Raw genomic sequence first — 20,659 nt, forward strand, 5'->3', positions numbered from 1 at the left:
AATTGGTAGAATTCTAATCGCTTGGGCGGTTAAAATGTGAGGCTGGGCTTAACGGTATACCAATATTGTCATCGGGAGCAGCAGGATATGGAAGCGCAAGCGGAAGCGAGATTGAAAAGCGTGCAGTGCAGCTCGCCCGCCGGCCTGCACCGGATCGCCTACAAGGAATGGGGCGACCCGGCCAACGACCGCGTGCTCGTCTGCGTGCACGGCGTGACGCGCGTGGCCGACGACTTCGATGCCCTGGCGCGCGCGCTGTGCGGCGAATACCGCGTGGTCTGCCCGGACGTCGCAGGGCGCGGGCGCTCGGACCGCCTGCGCGACCCGAACCTGTACGCGCTTCCGCAATACGTGGCCGACATGGTCACGCTGGTCGCACGCGTTACCGCGAACGGCGACGACAAGGTGGCCTGGTTCGGCACCTCGATGGGTGGCCTGATCGGCATGGTGCTGGCGTCGCTCCCGGGATCGCCGATCACGCGCATGGTCCTGAACGATATCGGCCCGGCGCTCGACGGCACGGCGCTGAACCGGATCGCCGACTATATCGGCCAGGACCTGCGCTTCCCGGACTATGCGAGCGGCGCGCGCTTCGTGCGCGAGGTATCCGCCTCGTTCGGGCCGCACTCGGATGCCGAGTGGGACAAGCTGGCCGGCGACGTGCTGCGCCAGGAGCCGAACGGGGAATGGGTGCGCCATTACGACCTGGCGCTGGCCCAGCCCTTCAAGGCGATGGGCGTCGAACGGGCGAAGCAGGACGAAGCCGCGCTGTGGCGCGCCTGGGATGCGATTGCCTGCCCCACGCTGCTGGTGCGCGGCGAATTGTCCGACCTGCTGTCGCACGCGACGGCGCAGAAAATGACGACGCGCGGACCGCGTCCGCAACTGGTCGAGATCGCAGGCGTCGGCCATGCGCCGACCTTTGTCCATGCGGACCAGATCGCGATCGCACGAGATTTTTTAATGGGTCACTGAGACCCTGAACACGAAAGAAACCATGGAAATCAAACGACTTCACGTAGGCAAACGACTCTCCGAGATCGCCATCCACAACGGCACCGTCTACCTGGCCGGCCAGATCGCCGAGGACACCACGCAGGACATCGAGGGCCAGACGCGCGAAGTGCTGGGCCACGTCGACCGCCTGCTCAACGAAGCGGGCAGCGACAAGACCTGCATCCTGATGACGCAGATTTATATCGCCGATATGGCCAACTTCGCCGGCATGAACGCGGTCTATGACGAATGGGTCGCATCGGGCCACACGCCGCCGCGTGCGACCGTCGAAGCAAAGCTTGCCAATCCGGCCTGCCTGGTGGAGATCGTCGTCACCGCCGCACTGCGCTAAGCAGACAGGGCGCATCGATGGTATCCACCGCCGCACTCGGCGACGCCACTACCCAGCTGGTCTCGGGACTGAGTCCCGAGGAATGCGTGCGCGTGCAGCATGCGCTCGACTATGCGGCCGTCGCCTATGGCGAGCGGGCCTGCACCTCGGGGCAGAACGCCTTCGAGTTCTCGCTGGGCGTGGCCGGCACCCTGGCCTACCTGCGCAGCGATGTCGAGACGCGCATCGCCGGCCTGCTGTTCGAGCTGGCGATGTTCGAGCCGCAGCTGCTGGAAACGCTCGAGCGGCTGTTCGGCGCCGAGGTGGCGAGCCTGGTGCGCGGTGTGCAGCAGCTGATCCGCCTGCGCGACCTCACCGTCGGCCAGCAGGCCATCGGGCGCGGCAAGAACGCGGCCCAGCAGGCCGTGGCGCAGGTCGAAACCCTGCGCAAGATGCTGCTTGCGATGGCGACCGACATGCGCGTGGTCCTGATCCGCCTCGCGTCCTGCGTCACCACGCTGCGCTGGTTCGCGGACCAGAAGCGCTTCGACGACCTCACGCGCGACTACGGGCGCGAAGTGATGGACCTGTATGCGCCGCTGGCGAACCGCCTCGGCATCTGGCAGCTGAAATGGGAGCTGGAAGACCTGGCCTTCCGCTTCCTCGAGCCGGAAACGTATAAACGCATCGCCAAGATGCTCGAAGAAAAGCGGATGGCGCGCGAAGGGTTCGTCGCGTCCTCCATCGAACGCCTGCAGCGCGAGCTGCAGGCGGCCGGCATCAAGGCCGAGGTCAGCGGACGGCCGAAGCACATCTACAGCATCTACAACAAGATGCGCGGCAAGGACCTGGATTTCTCCTCGCTCTACGACGTGCGCGCCTTCCGCGTGATCGTCGCCGACGAAAAGACCTGCTACACGGTTCTCGGCCTGGTGCACAACATCTGGACCCCGATCCCGGCCGAATTCGACGACTACATCGCGCGCCCGAAGCCGAACGGCTACCGTTCGCTGCACACGGTCGTCACCGCCGAAGACGGGCGGCCGCTGGAGGTGCAGGTGCGCACCCAGGAGATGCACAACTTCGCCGAATACGGCGTCGCTGCGCACTGGCGCTACAAGGAAGAAGGCGGCTCGAATTTCAAGAGCCAGAAATACGACGAGAAGATCGCCTGGCTGCGCCAGCTGCTGGCGTGGAAGAGCGATGTCACGGATGTCGTGGCCGCCGAGGAAGACCAGAAGGAGTGGGTCGAAAAGCTGAAGGCGACGACCCTGGACGACCGCATCTTCGTGCTGACCCCGCAGGCGCGCGTGCTGGAACTGCCCGTAGGCGCGACGCCGATCGACTTCGCCTACCACCTGCACAGCGAAGTCGGCCACCGCTGCCGCGGCGCCAAGATCGACGGCGTGATGGTGCCGCTGAATACCCCGCTGAAGAACGGCCAGACCTGCGAGATCATCACCGCGAAAGGTCCGGCCGGCAGCCAGGGCCCGTCGCGCGACTGGCTCAGCCCCGGCTATACGGTCAGCAGCCGCACGCGCTCGAAGATCCGCGCATGGTTCCACGCGCTGGAACTGGCCGAGACCCTGGCCCAGGGGCGCACCCTGGTCGAGAAATCCCTGCAGCGCGAGGGCAAGACCGCGGTCAACCTGGAAGCGCTGGCGCATAAACTCGGCTTTGCCAAGGTCGACGATTTGTTCGTCGCGGTCGGCAAGGAAAAATTCAGCCTGCGCCACGTGGAAGCGGCCCTGCACGAAACCGTGGAAGCGCCGCCGCCGGACGACGCGGCCGTCGTCAACAAGAGCCGGGCGTCGAGCGTCGAGCAGGGCGCCAAATCGGGCGTGCTGGTGGTCGGCACCGAGGGCCTGATGACGATGCTCGCCAAGTGCTGCAAGCCGGCGCCGCCGGACCCGATCGTCGGTTTCGTCACGCGCGGGAAGGGCGTCTCGATCCACCGGCTCTCGTGCAAGAACTTCGCCGAGATGCGCAGCAAGGCGCCGGAACGCGTGATCCAGACCGACTGGGGCAAGGGCGTGATCGAGACCGTTTATCCGGTCGACATCTTCATCCTCGCAGTCGACCGCCAGGGACTGCTGCGCGACGTGTCGGACGCATTCCTGCGCGAGAAGATCAATGTGACGGGCGTGAATACGCAGTCGACCAAGGGTCAGGCGCGCATGGTGTTCACGGCGGAGATCGGGTCGACGGCGCAGTTGCAAGAAGCCCTGGCGGCGATTACCGAGGTGGCGGGCGTGCAGGAGGCGCGGCGTCAATGATGGGAACCCATGTGATACGGATGTCCATACAAGCTTATTAAAACCGTATCATATGTCCATGCGCCGCTCCCTCCACCTCGCCACCCGCCCCAGCCTCTGGGGCCTCGCCTTCCTGCGCTACCTGCGCAGCTGGTGGTACATGTTCCACCTCGGCGCGATCGCCATCGTCACCGCATTCTCGCCCTCGACCTATCGTAGCGAAAACCGCCGCGCCAACCGCCTCGCGACCGCGCGCTACATCCACGCCAGCAGCTGGCAGGTGCTGCCCTGGTTCACGGTGCTCTCGGCCCTGATCAGCCTCGTCATCATCCGCATCGTGCTCGTCACGGCCATGAGCTACGGGCTGTCGCGCTATGCGCTGGAAATGGTGGTGCGGGTGCTGGTGCTGGAACTGATTCCGCTGTCGGCCGCGCTGTTCGCCGCACTCCGCTCCGGCATGGCCTTCGACGCTTCGAGCCTGGGCCTGGCGCGCGCCGGACTGCCGACCGCAGAGGTGAACGCCGAAGCGCTGCGCCGCCTGCGGCGCGACCTGGTGCCGCAGGTGTTCGCCAACGCGTTCTCGGTGCTCAGCCTCGCCATGGTCAGCTCGACCATCGTGCTGGTGCTGGCCTACCTGAACGTCTACGGCCTGTCGCCCTGGGGCATGCCGGATTACACGCGCACGGTGGGCCGGGTGTTCGACCCGGTCGTCACGATCGGCTTCGTCCTGAAAACCGTGCTGTTCGGGCTGGCCGTGGCCGTGATCCCGACCGCCGCCATCCTCGAACTGCAGCGTTATCCGCGCCGCTTGTCGTCCAGCGTGCAGCCCGGCGCGCTGCGCCTGCTGTTCGTGCTGCTGCTGATCGAAGGCGCTTCGCTGGCCCTCAAATACATTTGACCTTGCCCATGATCGATACGACTCCCGACGAACCGGCCCACGTGGAAACCAAGGCGATGATCCTGCTGGGTCTCGTCTCCTTGCTCATCATCGCCTTTGTCCTGTACGTGATGTACGCGCGCGGCGTGTTCGAGCCGACCCAGAAGCTGGTGCTGACGACCGAGAATTCGGAAGGCGTCATCCCCGGCATGGACATGACCTTCGCCGGCTTCCCGATCGGGCGCGTGCGCCTGGTCGACCTGGCGAAGGACGGCAAGGTGCAGATCCAGATCGACGTCTCCAGGTCCGACGCCAAATGGCTGCGGGCCTCGTCCGTCTTCACGCTCGAGCGCAGCGTGGTCGGCGAAACGCGGCTGCGCGCCTTTACCGGCGTGCTCGACGACGCCCCCTTGCCGGACGGCGCGGTGCGTCCCGTCCTGCGCGGCGACGTCACGGCCGAGATTCCGGGACTGGTGGCCACCGCCCGTTCGCTCCTGAACAACCTGGAGAGCCTGACGCAGGAAGGATCGAGCGTGGCCGGCAGCCTGGAGAACCTGCAGACCCTGACCGGCCGCCTTTCCGGGAAATACGGCCTGCTGAGCGGCGCGCTGGGCGACGAGGAAGCGAAGAAATTCGTGGGCACGCTGCAGCGCCTGGACGGGCTGCTGGCGAAAACCGACCAGCGCCTGTATGGCAAGAAGGGCGTCGTCGACGATGCGCAGGCGGCGGTGGTCGAGCTGCAGGGCGTGCTGCAGGATGCGCGCGGCACCCTGAAACGCGTCGACGCGGTGCTGGTCGAGGCCCAGGCGGTCGGCGCGAATGCGCGCGTGGCCACCGAAGACCTGGGCGCGCTGCGCGGCGAAGTCGACGCCAGCCTGCGCAAGGTGAACCGCCTGGTCGACCAGATCAACCGCAAGTGGCCGTTCGCCGGCAAGAACGAGGAGATCAAGCTGCCATGAAATTTGCGACCTTGACGATTGCGCTGGTGCTGGCCGGCTGCGCCAGCAAGCCCGCGCCGCCGAGCTGGCAGCCGAACGCCAGGGATGCGCTCGACGGTTTTACGGACGACTACCTGCGCGGGAATACGGCGGCCGCCAACGCGGAGTTTGCGCGGGCGCGGCGCGAAACCGCCAGCACGGGCCGCGCCGACCTGGTCGCCCAGGTGGAGCTGGTGCGCTGCGCGACGCTGGCGGCCTCGCTCGAATTCGATGATTGCCCCGGATTCGCGGCCCTGGCGACGGATGCGAATGCGCAGCAGCGGGCGTATGCGGCCTATCTCGCCGGGCGCTGGGAAGGGCTGGATGTGGCGGCGCTGCCGGAGCAGCATCGGGCGGTGGTCGGCAGCGGTTCGATGGCAGGCGTGGCCGATCCCTTGTCGAAGCTGGTCGCGGCGGGAGCGCTGTTCAAGGCGGGGCGGATCAAGCCGGCGGAGGTCGAGGCGGCGACCGAGACCGCGTCCGCGCAGGGGTGGAGACGGCCCTTGCTGATGTGGCTCGGGGTGCAGGAGAAGCGGGCGCAGGCGGCGGGGAATACGGCAGCGCTCGAGCAGATCAAGCGCAGGATTGCGTTGGCGTCGGGGACCAGATAAGCCTTCCGCGCCGGCTGGCGTGCGTGGAACCCGCTCACCCTGCGTCCGGTGCGCACCGTAGGGTGGGCAGGTCTCCTGCCCACGCGTTCAGCCAGCGCATGCACGGCCGGTTACGCCTTCTTTTTCGGCCGCAAGCTCCACGGCAGGGCATTATGAATCGCGGTCGCCGCAATCGCCGCCTGTCCCGCCGCCACCGCAATCTGGTTCAGGCCGCGCACCACGTCGCCGATCGCATACAGGCCCGGCACCGCGGTGCGCTGGTGGTCGTCGACCACGATCTTGTCGCATTCGGCCGTCTCCACGCCCAGGTTCGACGCCAGCCCGGAGCGCGCCGACTCGCCCAGCATCGGATAGAACACGTCGAACTCGCGGCTCTCGCCGTCCGCCGTATTCAGGATGGGTTTCATTTCCTCGCTCATCGACACGCCCAGCAGCGGCGACTCGATGTAGCGCACGCCGGCGGCCTCGATCTGCCTGCGCTCGTCGTCGTTCAGCATCGATTTTTCCCCGCGGTCGAACAGCGTGACCTCCGCGCTGAACGAGCGCATGAAGAGCGCGTGCCCGACCGGGTTGGTCTCGTTGGTGACGACGGCGATGCGCCGGTCCATCACGTCGTAGCCGTCGCACACCGGGCACAGGCGCACCGCGCCGCAGGCCACGGCTTCGCGCCAGTTCTCGATCGGCAGGCCGGCGTCCGCAACACCGGTGGCCAGCAGCACGGTCAGGGCGCGGATCTCGCGGGTTGCACCTGCGTCGTCGAGGTAGTCGCCGACGAAATGCCCGTCTTCCAGGCGCAGGCCGGTGATCTCGCCGTGCAGGACGTCGCCGCCGTAGTTCCTCAACTGGTGCGTCAGGTTGACCAGCAGTTCGCCGCCGGGCACGCCTTCCGGGAAGCCCGGGTAGTTGTGCGAGACGGGGATCAGGCACAGGCGGCTGTTGCCCTTGTCGACGACCACGATGTTGCGCGTGAAGCGGCGCAGGTAGATGGCGGCCGTCAGTCCGCCGGGGCCGCCGCCGATGATCAGGGTGTCGAAGACGTGGCCGTTGGGATGTTCGATAAGTTCGCTCATCCCTCCATTATCGGAAGGGACAAGCGAGCGGCCTATCGGCGCGCGTGCCCAGGCCGGGTAAGAGCAGGCTTACAGTGCCCGGCATCGAGGGGCAGCCCGTCCAGCGCTTCGGGCTGCAGCGTCACGTGGTCGATCCCGTGCTTTTCAAGCAGCATGTCGCGCACCCGCCGCAGCACGGCCGGCCATTCGGCCAGGTCGCGGATCTCGAGGTGGCCGATCAGGGCAGGGTGGCCGGGCGACATGTCCCAGACGTGCAGGTCGTGCACCGACAGCACGCCGTCGACGTCGGCCACGTCCGCGCCTACCTGCAGGTAATCGATGTGATGCGGCACGCCTTCCATCAGGAAGTGGTAGGACTCGCGCAGGATGCCCCAGGTCGATTTCAGGATCAGCAGCGACACGAAGATCGACAGGATGGGGTCGATCCGGACCCAGTTCGTAAAGTAAATGATGGCGCCGGCGGCGATCGCGGCCACCGAACCGAGCAGGTCGCCCATCACGTTGACCAGGGCCGCGCGGGTATTGATGCTCTCGCTGTCGCGCGAGAGGACATAGGCCACGATCAGGTTGATGGCGGCACCGATCGCGGCCACGACCAGCACCACGCCGCCCTGCACGGCTTGCGGATGCGCCAGGCGGTGGGCCGCTTCCCAGACGATCCAGGCCACCAGGGCCAGCATGGCGAGGCTGTTGACGAAGGCGGCCAGCGCCTCGGCGCGCACGAAGCCGAAGGAGTGGCGCGAGGAGGGCGGGCGCTTGGCGATCAGCTGGGCCAGCAGGGCCAGGCCGAGGGCGGCGGCGTCGGTGACCATGTGGCCGGCGTCCGAGATCAGTGCCAGCGAGTTCGACATGAAGCCGGTGACGACTTCGATCAGCGCGAACAGCAGGGTCATCGCGAGCGCGATGCCGAGCGCCTTCTGGCTGCGCGCCTCGATGAAATGGCCATGGCTGGCGTCGCCGTCGAGGTGGGCGTGCAGGTGGTCGGAAGTCGGGGTGGCGTGATCGGAAGGCATGGGTGATTCATTCAATTGGAACAGACGGCAGTGTAGCGGAAGCAGGGGAACAAGTTTGCCGTCTCTCCACTAAATTCCGGACAAGCCTTGCGTGACGGCGGCGCACCCCCTATAATGCACGTCATTGGGCGGTTAGTTCAGCTGGTTAGAATACTTGGTCGACATCCAAGGGGTCGCAGATTCGAATTCTGCACCGCCCACCAGAACATTAAGTAAGAGCGAGAAAGGCACCTACGGTTATGACACCGCGAACTACAACGAAGTTGTGGGGGAATCGCTAGACGCGGTATGGTGTTCTTTTGCTCGACACACTGAAATCAACGCGGCTAGCCCGCGTTTTTTTTCGTCCATCGACTTCAAGTTTCAAATTTTTCAACGAATTTCAATATCTGCGGCGTCCGCGCCAAATGGAGATCACTATGCTTAACGTGCGACTTCCCGATGGCTCCAGCCGTCAGTTCGACGGCCCCGTGACGGTTGCCCAGGTGGCGACCAGCATCGCCCCGAGCCTTGCCAGGGCGGCGCTCGCCGGCAAGGTCGACGGTAAAGTGGTCGACACCTCCTTCCTGATCGAGCAGGATGCCGATCTTGCCATCGTGACCGACAAGGATCCCGAAGGCCTGGACGTGATCCGTCACTCGACCGCCCACCTGCTGGCCTATGCGGTGAAGGAACTGTTCCCGGAAGCCCAGGTCACGATCGGCCCGGTGATCGAAAACGGCTTCTATTACGACTTCTCGTACAAGCGCCCGTTCACCCCGGAAGACCTGGCGAAGATTGAAAAGAAAATGGCGGAAATCGCCAAGCGCGACGAGCCGGTGACCCGCCGCGTCCTGCCGCGCGACGAGGCCGTCGCCTATTTCAAGTCGATCGGCGAAGAATATAAAGCCGAGATCATCGCCTCGATCCCGGCGAACGAGGATGTCTCGCTGTACGCCGAAGGCAATTTCACCGACCTCTGCCGCGGTCCGCACGTGCCCTCGACCGGCAAGCTGAAAGTTTTCAAGCTGATGAAGCTGGCCGGCGCCTACTGGCGCGGCGACTCGAACAACGAGATGCTGCAGCGCGTCTACGGCACCGCCTGGGCGAAAAAGGAAGACCAGGAGCAATACCTGCACATGCTGGAAGAGGCGGAAAAGCGCGACCACCGGAAACTCGGCAAGGCACTCGACCTGTTCCACTTCCAGGAAGAAGCGCCGGGCCTGATCTTCTGGCATCCGAAGGGCTGGACCATCTGGCAGCAGGTGGAGCAGTACATGCGCCACAAATACCAGGTCAACGGTTACGACGAAGTAAAAGCGCCGCAGATCCTCGACGTCACCCTGTGGCAGAAGACCGGTCACTGGGACAATTATCGCGAGAACATGTTCACGACTGAGTCGGAAAACCGTTCGTATGCATTGAAGCCGATGAACTGCCCGGGCCACGTGCAGATCTATAACTCGGGCATGAAGAGCTACCGCGACCTGCCGCTGCGCTACGGCGAGTTCGGCCAGTGCCACCGCAACGAGTCCTCGGGCGCGCTGCACGGCATCATGCGCGTGCGCGGCTTCACCCAGGACGACGGCCACGTGTTCTGTACCGAAGAGCAGATCGAATCGGAAGTCACCGCCTTCCACTCGCAGGCGATGCAGGTGTACGACGACTTCGGCTTCAACAACATCGACGTCAAGCTGGCCCTGCGTCCGGACAGCCGCATCGGTTCCGACGAGATCTGGGACGAAGCGGAAGAAGCGCTGCGCTCGGCCCTGCGCGCCTGTGGCGTGGAGTGGACGGAGCTGCCTGGCGAGGGCGCCTTCTACGGTCCGAAGATCGAGTACCACCTGAAGGATAGCCTCGGCCGTCCATGGCAGGTCGGGACGATGCAGGTCGACTTCTCGATGCCGGGCCGCCTCGGTGCCGAATATGTCGCCGAAGACAACACCCGCAAGGTGCCGGTGATGCTGCACCGCGCGATCGTCGGCTCGATGGAGCGCTTCATCGGCATCCTGATCGAGAACTATGCGGGCGCGCTGCCGCTCTGGTTGGCGCCGGTGCAAGTGGCTGTTCTCAACATCTCCGATGCCCAGGCCGATTACGTAAAAGAGGTGCAGGACCGCCTGAAGAAAGCCGGCCTGCGCGTTCACGCTGATTTGCGGAACGAGAAGATTACCTATAAAATACGAGAACATTCCGTCCAAAAGTTGCCATATATTCTAGTTGTTGGCGACAAGGAACGTGAAGCAAACACCGTGGCCGTGCGCGCACGGGGCAATGTCGACTTGGGCACCATGTCCGTCGACGCCCTGATCGAGCGCCTGCTTGGCGAAGTGGCATCGAAAGCCAAATAAGCCAAACTAAGCCGGCCGGTTATTCAGACATTAAAAGGAAACAACATAGCTACTGACAAGTCGTCGCATCGCATCAATGGCGAAATCAACCATCCGGAAATGCGTTTGTCCGGAGTCGACAATGAGCCGCTGGGCATTGTGAGCCTGGCCGAGGCGTTTCGCCTGGCCGAGGAAAAGAACGTCGACCTCGTGGAAATCGCGCCGAACGCGGTTCCACCGGTCTGCCGCCTCATGGATTACGGCAAGTTCAAGTACTCCGAGCAGAAGAAGGCGCACGAAGCCAAGCTGAAGCAGAAGATCATCCAGGTCAAGGAAGTCAAATTCCGTCCGGGTACGGATGAAGGCGATTACAGCATCAAGCTGCGTAACCTCATCAAGTTCCTCGACGAAGGCGACAAGACCAAGATCACGCTGCGCTTCCGCGGTCGCGAAATGGCGCACCAGGATATCGGCTTCCGCATGCTCGAACGTCTGAAGGGTGACCTGGAGCCGTATGGCCAGGTCGAGCAGTTCCCGAAGATGGAAGGCCGCCAGATGATCATGATTATCGCGCCGAAGAAGAAGAAATAATTCTTCGATTGGTAGTAACAGGGCCGGGTCCGGTGTTGCAGTCGAACTGCAACACCGGGCTCGGCCCTGTGCCGTTTTTGTGGCGAATGTTGGCTCACATGGCGGTATTCGCGCTACCTCGGCAACACCTTCCTCACTAAGCTGTGTTAGAATCTGCGGTTCCTGTTTTTAGAAGCAGGTTGTAGCGCACTCGCATGCGCTGCAAGACAAGTGAAAGTAGGCATCCAAGAGCAGCGTTGCTGCCACCTGCAATCCTGTCACATATGAGGCTGTCCGCAAGGGCAGATGACTATGCCAAAAATGAAAACCAAAAGCAGCGCGAAGAAGCGTTTTCGCGTGCGTCCGGGCGGTACTGTGAAATCGGGTATGGCGTTCAAGCGTCACATCCTGACCAAGAAGACCACCAAGAACAAGCGTCAGCTGCGCGGCACCCGTAACATCAATGCGTCGGACGTGACCAGCGTCTACCGCATGATGCCATCTGCTTAATCTCACACTAAGGAGCTAATATGCCTCGAGTAAAACGTGGGGTTACTGCACGTGCCCGTCATAAGAAAGTTCTTGAGCTTGCCAAAGGCTACCGTGGCCGTCGCTCAAAAGTATTCCGTATTGCCAAGCAAGCAGTCATGCGCGCTGGCCAGTACGCATACCGCGACCGCCGCAACAAGAAGCGCGTCTTCCGCGCACTGTGGATCACCCGTATCAACGCGGCTTCGCGTTCGCACGGCATGACCTACAGCGCGTTCATGAACGGCCTGAAAAAAGCCGCGATTGAACTGGACCGTAAGGTCCTGGCCGATATGGCCGTGCACGACAAGCCGGCGTTCGCCGCGATTGTCGCCGCCGTCCAGGCCAAGCTGGCTGCCTGATAGCAGTCTGCTAGCAAAGCGCTGCGGTAACGTAGCGCAAAAAGAGCGGGGCAAGGTGCAAACCTGTGCCCCGTTTTTGATTATGGGTCCCTGTGAATTTGCTAACGCGTTGCATTAATGCGACAATTCTCCGGCTCACCCGTGGCCCCTGCCACCCAATACAGGACAAGAACAAGCATGAACTCGCTCGAAGAACTCGTCGTCTCGGCCCAGGCTGACTTTGGCGCCGCCCCTGACGCGGCCGCGCTGGAAAACGCAAAAGCAAAATACCTCGGCAAGACCGGCCAGGTAACCGAACTGATGAAGGGCCTCGGCAAGCTCGACCCCGAGCAGCGCAAGGCGCAGGGCGCCCTGATCAATGCCGCCAAAGAAAAAATCGAACAGGCACTGACGGCCCGCCGCGAAGCGCTGGCGAACGCCCAGCTGGAGGCCCGCCTGAACGCGGAAGCCATCGACGTCACCCTGCCGGGCCGCGGCCGCGCGGTCGGCGGCATCCACCCGGTGATGCGCACCTGGGAACGCGTCGAGCAGATCTTCCGCTCGATCGGTTTCGACGTGGCCGACGGCCCGGAAATCGAAAACGACTGGACCAATTTCACTGCCCTGAACAGCCCGGAAAACCACCCGGCGCGTTCGATGCAGGACACCTTCTATATCGAAGGCAATGACACGACCGGCAAGCCGCTGCTGCTGCGCACCCACACCAGCCCGATGCAGGTGCGCTACGCGCGCACCCATACGCCGCCGATCAAGGTGATCGCGCCGGGCCGCACCTACCGTGTCGACAGCGACGCCACCCACTCGCCGATGTTCCACCAGGTCGAAGGCCTGTGGATCGGCGAGGACATTTCCTTCGCTGACCTGAAGGGCGTCTACCTGAACTTCGTCAAGGCCTTCTTCGAGACCGACGACCTGCAGGTGCGCTTCCGTCCGTCGTATTTCCCGTTCACGGAACCGTCGGCCGAGATCGACATCGCCTTCGGTTCCGGTCCGCTGAAGGGCCGCTGGCTGGAAGTCTCGGGCGCCGGCCAGGTGCATCCGACGGTCGTGCGCAACTTCGGGCTGGACCCGGAAAAGTTCATCGGCTTCGCGTTCGGCTCCGGCCTCGAGCGCCTGACGATGCTGCGTTACGGGATCAACGACTTGCGCTTGTTCTACGAGGGTGATCTCCGCTTCCTCAAACAGTTCAACTGAAGCAATCGTCGATCAACAAGAAAAACCTGATAAGTCACGCGGTTACAAGGTAAACAGATTATGCAATTCTCCGAAAACTGGCTCCGTTCCATGGTCGATCCGAAAATGTCTTCGGATGAACTGTCCCACCTGCTGACGATGTCCGGCCTGGAAGTCGAAGAGGTCGAGCCGGTCGCGCCGCCGTTCTCGAACGTGGTCGTGGCCGAAGTGGTCGAAGTGGCGAAACACCCGAACGCGGACCGCCTGAACGTCTGCCAGGTGAACGTCGGTACCGGCACGCTCCTGAACATCGTCTGCGGCGCACCGAACGTGCGCGCCGGCATGAAGGCGATCTGCGCCAAGGCCGGCGCCGTCCTGCCGCCGGGCGCGGACGGCAAGCCCTTCGAAATCAAGGTCGGCCAGCTGCGCGGCGTCGAGTCGCAGGGCATGCTGTGCTCGGCCAAGGAACTGAAAATTTCGGAAGAGAGCAGCGGCCTGATGGAACTCCCGCCTGATGCGCCGGTCGGCACCAGCATCCGCGACTACCTCGGCCTGGACGACCTGAAGTTCACGATCAAACTGACCCCGAACAAGGCGGACTGCCTGTCGGTGCTGGGCGTGGCGCGCGAAGTCTCCGCGCTCACCGGTACCCCGCTGCATCTGCCGACCACGGTGCCGGTTGCCGTGACAATGGATGAAATCCTGCCGGCGAAAATTTCCGCGCCCGACCTGTGCGGCCGCTTCACCGGCCGCGTGATCCGCGGCCTGAACGCGAAAGCGGCAACGCCGGAGTGGATGAAGCAGCGCCTGGAGCGCTCGGGCCAGCGCTCGGTCTCGGCCCTGGTCGACATCTCGAACTACGTCATGCTGGAAGTCGGCCGTCCGTCGCACGTGTTCGACATGAACAAGATCCACGGCAGCCTGGACGTGCGTTGGGGCAAGAAAGGCGAATCCCTTAAACTCCTGAACGGCAACACCGTCGAAGTCGACGAGTGGGTCGGCGTGATTGCCGACGACAAGGAAATCGAATCGCTGGCCGGCATCATGGGCGGCGACTCGACCGCCGTCACGCTGGACACGACCGACATCTACCTGGAAGCGGCCTTCTGGTGGCCGAATGCGATCCAGGGCCGTGCCCGCAAGTACAATTTCTCGACCGACGCGGCGCACCGCTTCGAGCGCGGCGTCGACTATGCGACGACCGTCGAGCACATCGAGCGCATCACGGCGCTGATCCTGCAGATCTGCGGCACGGACAATACGAAAGTCGGTCCGGTCGACGACCAGGTCGCGGACCTGCCTGAGCGCAAGCCGGTCGTGCTGCGCACGGCGCGCGCCCAGAAGGTCATCGGCGTACCGATTACCGACGAGATGGTGGCCGACATCTTCACCCGCCTGCACCTGCCGTTCACGCATGAGGCAGGCAAGTTCGCGGTCACCGCGCCGTCCTACCGTTTCGACATCGAGATCGAGGAAGACCTGATCGAGGAAGTCGCGCGCGTGTATGGCTTCGAGAACATTCCCGCCAATCCGCCGGTGGCGCCATCCGCCATGCTGATCGAACCGGAAAACAGCCGCTCGCTGTTCGCCGTGCGGCACCAGCTGGCTGATCTGGGCTACCAGGAAGTCGTCAACATGAGCTTCGTGGAAAGCGTCTGGGAACAGGATTTCGCGGGCAACGATTCCCCGATCAAGCTGCAGAACCCGATCGCCAGCCAGATGAGCGTGATGCGCTCGACCCTGATCGGCGGCCTGCTGGCCAACGTGCGCTATAACCTGAACCGCAAGGCGGGCAGGGTGCGCGTGTTCGAAGTCGGCGCGATCTTCAAGCGCAACGACGTCACGACCGATGGTCCGCTGAGCGTGGCCGGCTTCGACCAGCCCAAGCGCGTGGCCGCCATGGCCTATGGCCCGGTGGCGGACGAGCAGTGGGGCCAGCCGACCCGTGCGGTCGACTACTTCGACGTGAAAGCCGACCTGGAAGCGCTGTTTTCGCCGCGTGTGGTACGCTTCGTCAAGGCTGAGCACCCGGCGCTGCACCCGGGCCGCTGCGCCAATGTCGAGCTCGATGGCCGCGTGGTCGGCTTCATCGGCGAACTGCATCCGCGCTGGCTGCAGAAGTACGACCTGCCGCAGGCGCCGGTGCTGTTCGAAGTCGACGCCGCCGCCTTGCAGGAACGCGTGGTCCCGGTCTACACCGAGATTTCGAAGTTCCCGGGCGCCACGCGCGACCTCGCGCTGGTGGTCAAACAGGACGTTCCGGCCCAGTCCGTGATCGATGCGTTCGAGTCGGCAATTGCCGCCCACCCGAACGGCAAGATCGTGCAAGCCGTTGTTTTGTTTGATGAATACCGCGGCAAGGGACTGGAGGCGGACGAAAAATCGCTTGCTTTCCGCTTTAGCTTGCAAGATACTCAATCGACCTTGCAGGACGATGTCGTGGAGGCCGTGATGGCTGCCGTGGCCGAGGCCGCAAGAGAAAAACACAACGCAAAATTGCGTGGCTAAGTTTTACATCCAAAACATGTCCATCTGAAGGCAGGGCTTCAAAATTAATAACAACGACGTTGATTCGGCCGTATTCCAGGAGGCTCTGGCGGCCGATCTGCATCGCGCGATGCAGGTGGCGCGGGTACGGAAAGAAGCGGAAAAGGACCTGCCGACCCTTACCAAGGCCGAGCTGGCCGAGTTGCTCTTCGAGCAGGTCGGCCTGAACAAGCGCGAAGCCAAGGACATGGTCGAGACCTTCTTCGACGAGATCCGTAACGCGCTCGAGCGCGGCGAGGCTGTCAAGCTGTCCGGCTTCGGCAACTTCCAGTTGCGCGACAAGCCGCAGCGGCCGGGCCGCAATCCAAAAACCGGGGAAGAGATTCCGATCACGGCGCGCCGCGTCGTGACCTTCCACGCCAGCCAGAAACTGAAGGGCATGGTTGAAGAAATCAGTCCGGCATCCCTGGCGCGCGCCGCCTGAGTGCGGCTGCGAAGTGCGTTTGAAAGTGAGCCATGAACGATCGCCCGAACAAGATTGAACTGACCGCGCTGCCGCCGATCCCGGCGAAGCGCTACTTCACGATCGGCGAAGTCAGCGAATTGTGCGGCGTCAAGCCGCACGTGCTGCGCTACTGGGAACAGGAATTTACTCAGCTGAAGCCGGTCAAACGCCGAGGTAACCGCCGTTACTACCAGCACCACGAGGTGCTGCTGATCCGGCGCATCCGCGAACTGCTCTACGAACAAGGTTTCACGATCAGCGGTGCACGCAACAAGCTCGACAGCCGCGCCAGCAACCAGGCCGGCGGGATCGAGGAAGTGCAGGTCGAGGAGGCGCCCGTCGTCGACACGGCCAGGCTGCGCGCGGAACTGCTCGACATCGTCGCCTTGTGCAAGCAGGGCGTGCCGGCGAACGAGGTCCGTTAAAACCGTAGCGAGCGGCAGCAATGTCGCCCTGGAAGCGCAGCTGTACGGGAGTACAGCGAGCTGTCGCCCTGGCGGCGCAGGGCGACAGTGCAACGCGCACTAGGTTCGGGCGGACTTCGCGACTTAATGTAGCGTTAACACGGCTGTCGTGCGCTGTTGTAGTAGGGCGCATGAGTGCTAAAATGTTACATGCGGCTTAGGTAATCCAACGCCTGACAGCCGGGGAATGCTATCCCCGGCACTTTCCTGTGCCAGGAAAATTTAAGGGAAGACAATGATACGCGTTGCCATTTGTGACGACCACCAGATAGTTCGAGCAGGTTTCAAACAGATTTTCTCCTCGTCCGGCGATTTCGAAGTCGTCGCTGAAGGCGCCACCGGCCGCGAGGCGCTGGACATCGCGCGTCGCGAAATCTGCGACGTGCTGCTGCTCGACATCGCCATGCCCGACCAGAGCGGGATCGACATTCTGCGTACCATCCGCCAGGGCCAGCCGAACCTGCCGGTGCTGATTCTTTCCGGCTATCCGGCTCAGCAATATGCGCTGAACCTGTTCAAGATGGGTGCCAACGGTTACCTGAACAAGGAATGCGATGCGGACGAGCTCAAGACCGCCGTGCGCACCGTGTTCCAGGGCCGCCGCTACGTGAGCTCGACCGTCGGCGAATTGCTGGCGCAGAGTTTCGACCGCGATCCGAACACGGCCCTGCATACCGAGCTGTCGGACCGCGAATTCCAGGTATTCCTGCGCCTGGCCAAGGGCGCGACTGTTTCCGATATCGGAAACGCGCTCTCGCTCTCGATCAAGACCGTGTCGACCTACCGCACCCGCATCATGGAAAAGATGGGCCTGCAGTCGAACAGCGACCTGACGTATTACGCAATGAAAAACAACCTGCTCGATTAAGAGTGGGCTGCGAGCGCCGCCCGGCGCTCGCCCTTGCCGGCGCCATGCCGGCGCAGCGGCCCGCGGCCGCCCGTGCGTCAACGCGCAGCGTTCGACCTCGCCGAACCGGCATCCGTAGCAGGCCCGTCTCCTGTCCGGTTTCGCAGGGAAAAACCGCCCGCGAGTGCAATCTGTCTCATCCCTTCAACTCAACGACATTGCTGCGCTGCATTAAAGTCCGTCAGCGACTATAATCAGTGCGGTCCGGCAAGTTGCGCGAAAGGAACCCAGCAGATGTACTTCTCCACCGATCCCCTCCCGAAGCGCGCAAGCTCCCTGCCTCTCTACAAGACGCTGCTGTGCTTCGCCTGCGTGGCGATCCTGCTGGTCAACGGCATCTTCCTGCTGCGCAACCTGGACGGGCTGAAGGCCGCGAATTCCCTGCAGGACCAGACCACCGAAGTGACCAACGAGCTGCAGCACCTGAACCTGCTCGTCACGGATGCGGAAAGCAATTTGCGGGGCTATTTCCTTTCGGGTTCGCCGAGCTACCTCGGCACGGTGCAGGGCGCGCCGGCCCGGATCGACCAGCAGCTGCGCAAACTCAGCACGCTGTTGGCGGACAATCCCTCCCAGCAGAAAAACCTGGCCCAGCTTCGCGCTGTGGTGGAGCACCAGATGCGCATGATGAACGAGGCGCTGACCATCTACCGCGACGGCGGCCTGAAGGAAATCCTGACCATCACCGGCGCCCCAGGCGAAGGCGACAGCGACGAGATCCGCCTGCAGGTCGTCATCATGCTGAGCGAACAGAACGAATTGCTGAACGCGCGCAGCGCTTCTTTCTACGACCAATACCGGCACGCGGTGATCCTGGGGCTCGGCATCAATGCCGCGGCGATTGCCGTGCTGCTGCTGTTCTACCAATTGGTGCAGCGCAGCTTTGCAGCCCGCGCGCGCGCCGAGCATGCCTTGCAGATCGCCAACGAGCAGCTCGAATCGACGGTCGCCCGCCGTACCGAGCAATTGTCCGTGCTGTCGCGCCACCTGATTCACGTGTCGGAAGAAGAGAAGTCGAAACTGGCGCGCGAGCTGCATGACGAAATGGGCGCCAACCTGACGGCGATCGGCATGGACCTGGCCACCGTCGGCGAGCAATTGCGCGGCAGCCGGCCCGAGCTGGCCGCCATGCTGGCGCGGGCACGGGCAACCCTGGTAGACACCGTGCAACTGAAGCGCCGTATCGTCGAGGACCTGCGCCCGAGCCTGCTCGACAATCTCGGCCTGGCCGCCGCCCTGCAGAGTTATTGCGAGGATTATTCCCGGGTCACCAGCCTGGACTGCGACGTGCTGGTCGATGGCGACGTCGACAGCGTCGGCCCGATGCATGCGATCGCGCTGTTCCGCATCGTGCAGGAGTCGCTCAACAACATCGCCAAGTATGCGCAGGCGCGCAGCGTGATCGTGCACCTGGCGCGCGAAGACGATGCCCTGGCGCTCGAGGTGACCGACGACGGCATCGGCATCGCGCCGGATGCGCTGACGCGTTCGAAGTCGCACGGTTTATTGGGCATGCGTGAGCGGGCCTTGCTGCTCGGCGGCAAACTCGATGTCGACCGTGGCGTGAACGGCGTGGGAACCTGCGTGCGTGCGCGGATTCCGGCGCCGATGACGCCGGCGGGGCCGCTAGCCTTGATGCCGCCGAGCCCAGCGCCGGCCCTGCCTGCGGCGGGGAACGAGGATCTGGGCAAGTTTGCTGCCTGAACCTGGGAACTTGAATACAAAAAAAGGCGCTGTTCGCGTTAAGTGTGGAATATGCCGATCGCCGCTCGCAGCAAAGCCTCCGGCGTCTTGACGCGAGCGCCGTCGAGCGCCCAGCGCCAGCCGAGATAGTTGCCGAGGTAACGGCTGGCAACCCCGCGAAACGGCTGCAGCCGTTGGCGCGGCCGTGCTTGTGGAAGCGATTCGCGCCGCAACCGGGACAGGCGAGTTGCGGTACTGCCGCCTGTTCGATGACGTCCACCGTCCGATCGCGCTTGACCGTCGGCAGCAGCAGGCCAAGCAGCCGTTCGCGCTGGCGCCGGGTCAGCGCCGCCAGGTTCTTCAGGAAGTGCTCGAACTTGCGTGCCTGCATGCGAACCTCCTCACGGGTGAAGTCCGGGTTGGACCTCAGCCGTTCAAGAAGATTCCACACTTAACGCGAACAGCGCCCAAAAAAAATCGGCGTCCAGGACGCCGATTGTCGTTTACTTCTTCATGAACGATTAACGCGCCACGTCCATCAGCAGGCGGTCGTATTCGGTCTTGGCCACCTTGTAGCACTCGCCCGCATACTCTTCCAGGCCGGCACGGTCCAGGACCGTGATGTTGCCGCGGCGGTACTGGATCAGGCCTTCATCCTGCAGCTTGCCGGCGGCGGCCGTGATGCTTTCGCGGCGCACGCCCAGCATGATCGAGATGAGTTCCTGGGTGACTTTCAGCTCGTTGCCTGGCGAACGGTCGAGGCGGTCGAGCAGCCAGCGGCACAGTTTCTGCTCGATCGAGCTGTGGCGGCCGCCGACGGCGTTCTGCGCCATCTGGGCGAACAGGGCGTTGGTGTAGCGCATCAGCAGCTGGGGCAGGGCGCCGCCGGCCATGAAGGCATCGCGCAGGAATTGGGTCTTGAGACGGTAGCCGTAGCCGGCGCTCTGGACGACGGCGCTGCACATGGCGCGCTCGCCCATGAAGAGGGAGACGCCGACCACGCCTTCGTGTCCGACGACGGCGATCTCGGTGGTGGCGCCGTCTTCCATCACGTACAGCAGCGACACGATTGAGGTCGTCGGGAAATACACGTATTCGAGTTTGCTGCCATACTCGAAGAGCTCCTTACCGAATGGCATGGGAACCAGTTCCAGGTGCTGGAACAGGGTTTCCAGGTCCTGGCGGGGAAGGGCTGCCAGCAGTTCGTTTTGCTGGGTGCCGGAGAAACTGACAACTGGACGGGACGCCGCTTTGATATCCTCTTTGGTCGAAAGAAGCTGGTTGACCGATTGTGCTTTTTGCGTGACACCACCGAGTTGAGCGTTGTTCATTTTCTGTCCTCTTATCTAACTACTGCATGAAGTGCGACTGTTCGAGACTTTGTTGACAATGTCTTAATCGCGATGTGTGTACGATAAGGGTTCCGTCTGTTGCCGAACATAAGATTAGGGGTTGCCCCTGTGTAGGCAGTATGCATGGTGTCGTGTCAGTCCAGTCCTACTGGGGAAGATGGCCGAAATCAGGGGTTTTTCCGTCATTTT

Annotated in this window: 19 protein-coding genes, 1 tRNA gene and 1 pseudogene; 17 read left to right on the plus strand and 4 right to left on the minus strand. The window is 63.3% G+C overall.

What is annotated here, in order from left to right; translation table 11 throughout:
• Positions 1–87: 87 nt before the first annotated feature.
• Genes ACI48I_RS08230 through ACI48I_RS08255 form a run of 6 tightly spaced genes read left to right on the plus strand, consistent with a single transcriptional unit; the run spans position 88 to position 6,047 of the window.
• On the plus strand, positions 88–975 hold the full coding sequence (locus ACI48I_RS08230; RefSeq protein ID WP_498573866.1) for an alpha/beta fold hydrolase: 888 nt from the start codon (positions 88–90) through the stop codon (positions 973–975).
• Between the two features lie 22 nt (positions 976–997).
• A complete protein-coding gene (locus ACI48I_RS08235; protein ID WP_193685416.1) occupies positions 998–1,348 on the plus strand; it encodes a RidA family protein in 351 nt (116 codons plus the stop codon).
• 17 nt (positions 1,349–1,365) lie between these two features.
• Positions 1,366–3,603, plus strand: a complete 2,238-nt coding sequence (locus tag ACI48I_RS08240) for a RelA/SpoT family protein (RefSeq protein WP_498573867.1) — start codon at positions 1,366–1,368, stop codon at positions 3,601–3,603.
• A 58-nt stretch (positions 3,604–3,661) separates the two neighbouring features.
• Positions 3,662–4,480 (plus strand): MlaE family ABC transporter permease, encoded by an 819-nt coding sequence (locus tag ACI48I_RS08245; protein ID WP_193685418.1) that lies wholly within the window; start codon positions 3,662–3,664, stop codon positions 4,478–4,480.
• Between the two features lie 8 nt (positions 4,481–4,488).
• Complete coding sequence (locus tag ACI48I_RS08250) at positions 4,489–5,418, plus strand: MlaD family protein (protein WP_498573868.1); 930 nt, start codon at positions 4,489–4,491, stop codon at positions 5,416–5,418.
• Positions 5,415–6,047, plus strand: coding sequence for a hypothetical protein (locus ACI48I_RS08255; protein ID WP_498573869.1), 633 nt, complete (start codon positions 5,415–5,417; stop codon positions 6,045–6,047). The genes ACI48I_RS08250 and ACI48I_RS08255 overlap by 4 nt, the downstream gene beginning before the upstream one ends.
• A gap of 110 nt (positions 6,048–6,157) precedes the next feature.
• Here ACI48I_RS08255 and ACI48I_RS08260 read toward each other — a convergent pair whose 3' ends face one another.
• Both ACI48I_RS08260 and ACI48I_RS08265 read right to left on the minus strand, forming a co-directional pair.
• Positions 6,158–7,117 (minus strand): NAD(P)/FAD-dependent oxidoreductase, encoded by a 960-nt coding sequence (locus tag ACI48I_RS08260; protein ID WP_498573870.1) that lies wholly within the window; start codon positions 7,115–7,117, stop codon positions 6,158–6,160.
• 32 nt (positions 7,118–7,149) lie between these two features.
• The gene (locus ACI48I_RS08265; protein WP_498573871.1) at positions 7,150–8,130 is read right to left on the minus strand and encodes a cation diffusion facilitator family transporter; all 981 of its coding nucleotides are present in this window, start codon (positions 8,128–8,130) and stop codon (positions 7,150–7,152) included.
• Positions 8,131–8,256: 126 nt separating this feature from the next.
• Here ACI48I_RS08265 and ACI48I_RS08270 point away from each other — a divergent pair.
• The 11 genes from ACI48I_RS08270 (at position 8,257) to ACI48I_RS08320 (ending at position 19,139) form a co-directional block, all read left to right on the plus strand.
• Positions 8,257–8,333: transfer RNA gene (locus ACI48I_RS08270), tRNA-Val, on the plus strand.
• A 216-nt stretch (positions 8,334–8,549) separates the two neighbouring features.
• Positions 8,550–10,460, plus strand: coding sequence for a threonine--tRNA ligase (gene thrS / locus ACI48I_RS08275; protein ID WP_498573872.1), 1,911 nt, complete (start codon positions 8,550–8,552; stop codon positions 10,458–10,460).
• Between the two features lie 21 nt (positions 10,461–10,481).
• Positions 10,482–11,030: a translation initiation factor IF-3 gene (gene infC, locus ACI48I_RS08280; protein WP_227496758.1), complete on the plus strand. Its 549-nt coding sequence runs from the start codon at positions 10,482–10,484 to the stop codon at positions 11,028–11,030.
• Between the two features lie 291 nt (positions 11,031–11,321).
• Positions 11,322–11,519, plus strand: coding sequence for a 50S ribosomal protein L35 (rpmI, locus tag ACI48I_RS08285; RefSeq protein WP_026354218.1), 198 nt, complete (start codon positions 11,322–11,324; stop codon positions 11,517–11,519).
• 20 nt (positions 11,520–11,539) lie between these two features.
• Entirely contained in the window at positions 11,540–11,899 is a 360-nt protein-coding gene (gene rplT, locus ACI48I_RS08290; RefSeq protein WP_056334468.1) for a 50S ribosomal protein L20, read from the plus strand.
• Between the two features lie 177 nt (positions 11,900–12,076).
• Positions 12,077–13,093, plus strand: coding sequence for a phenylalanine--tRNA ligase subunit alpha (gene pheS / locus ACI48I_RS08295; protein WP_498573873.1), 1,017 nt, complete (start codon positions 12,077–12,079; stop codon positions 13,091–13,093).
• A 60-nt stretch (positions 13,094–13,153) separates the two neighbouring features.
• Complete coding sequence (gene pheT, locus ACI48I_RS08300) at positions 13,154–15,580, plus strand: phenylalanine--tRNA ligase subunit beta (protein WP_498573874.1); 2,427 nt, start codon at positions 13,154–13,156, stop codon at positions 15,578–15,580.
• Positions 15,581–15,689: 109 nt separating this feature from the next.
• Positions 15,690–16,043 (plus strand): integration host factor subunit alpha, encoded by a 354-nt coding sequence (locus ACI48I_RS08305; RefSeq protein WP_193685426.1) that lies wholly within the window; start codon positions 15,690–15,692, stop codon positions 16,041–16,043.
• A gap of 32 nt (positions 16,044–16,075) precedes the next feature.
• On the plus strand, positions 16,076–16,489 hold the full coding sequence (locus ACI48I_RS08310) for a MerR family transcriptional regulator (protein ID WP_193685427.1): 414 nt from the start codon (positions 16,076–16,078) through the stop codon (positions 16,487–16,489).
• A 274-nt stretch (positions 16,490–16,763) separates the two neighbouring features.
• Entirely contained in the window at positions 16,764–17,396 is a 633-nt protein-coding gene (locus ACI48I_RS08315; RefSeq protein WP_056334485.1) for a response regulator, read from the plus strand.
• A 273-nt stretch (positions 17,397–17,669) separates the two neighbouring features.
• A complete protein-coding gene (locus tag ACI48I_RS08320; protein ID WP_498573875.1) occupies positions 17,670–19,139 on the plus strand; it encodes a CHASE3 domain-containing protein in 1,470 nt (489 codons plus the stop codon).
• A 30-nt stretch (positions 19,140–19,169) separates the two neighbouring features.
• Here ACI48I_RS08320 and ACI48I_RS08325 read toward each other — a convergent pair.
• Together ACI48I_RS08325 and ACI48I_RS08330 are read right to left on the minus strand one after the other, a co-directional pair.
• Positions 19,170–19,327 (minus strand): annotated as a pseudogene (locus ACI48I_RS08325) (IS1595 family transposase); the annotation flags it as partial.
• Between the two features lie 312 nt (positions 19,328–19,639).
• A complete protein-coding gene (locus ACI48I_RS08330) occupies positions 19,640–20,449 on the minus strand; it encodes a Crp/Fnr family transcriptional regulator (protein WP_193685429.1) in 810 nt (269 codons plus the stop codon).
• Positions 20,450–20,659 lie beyond the last annotated feature (210 nt).

Source organism: Massilia sp. LXY-5, from assembly GCF_059801075.1.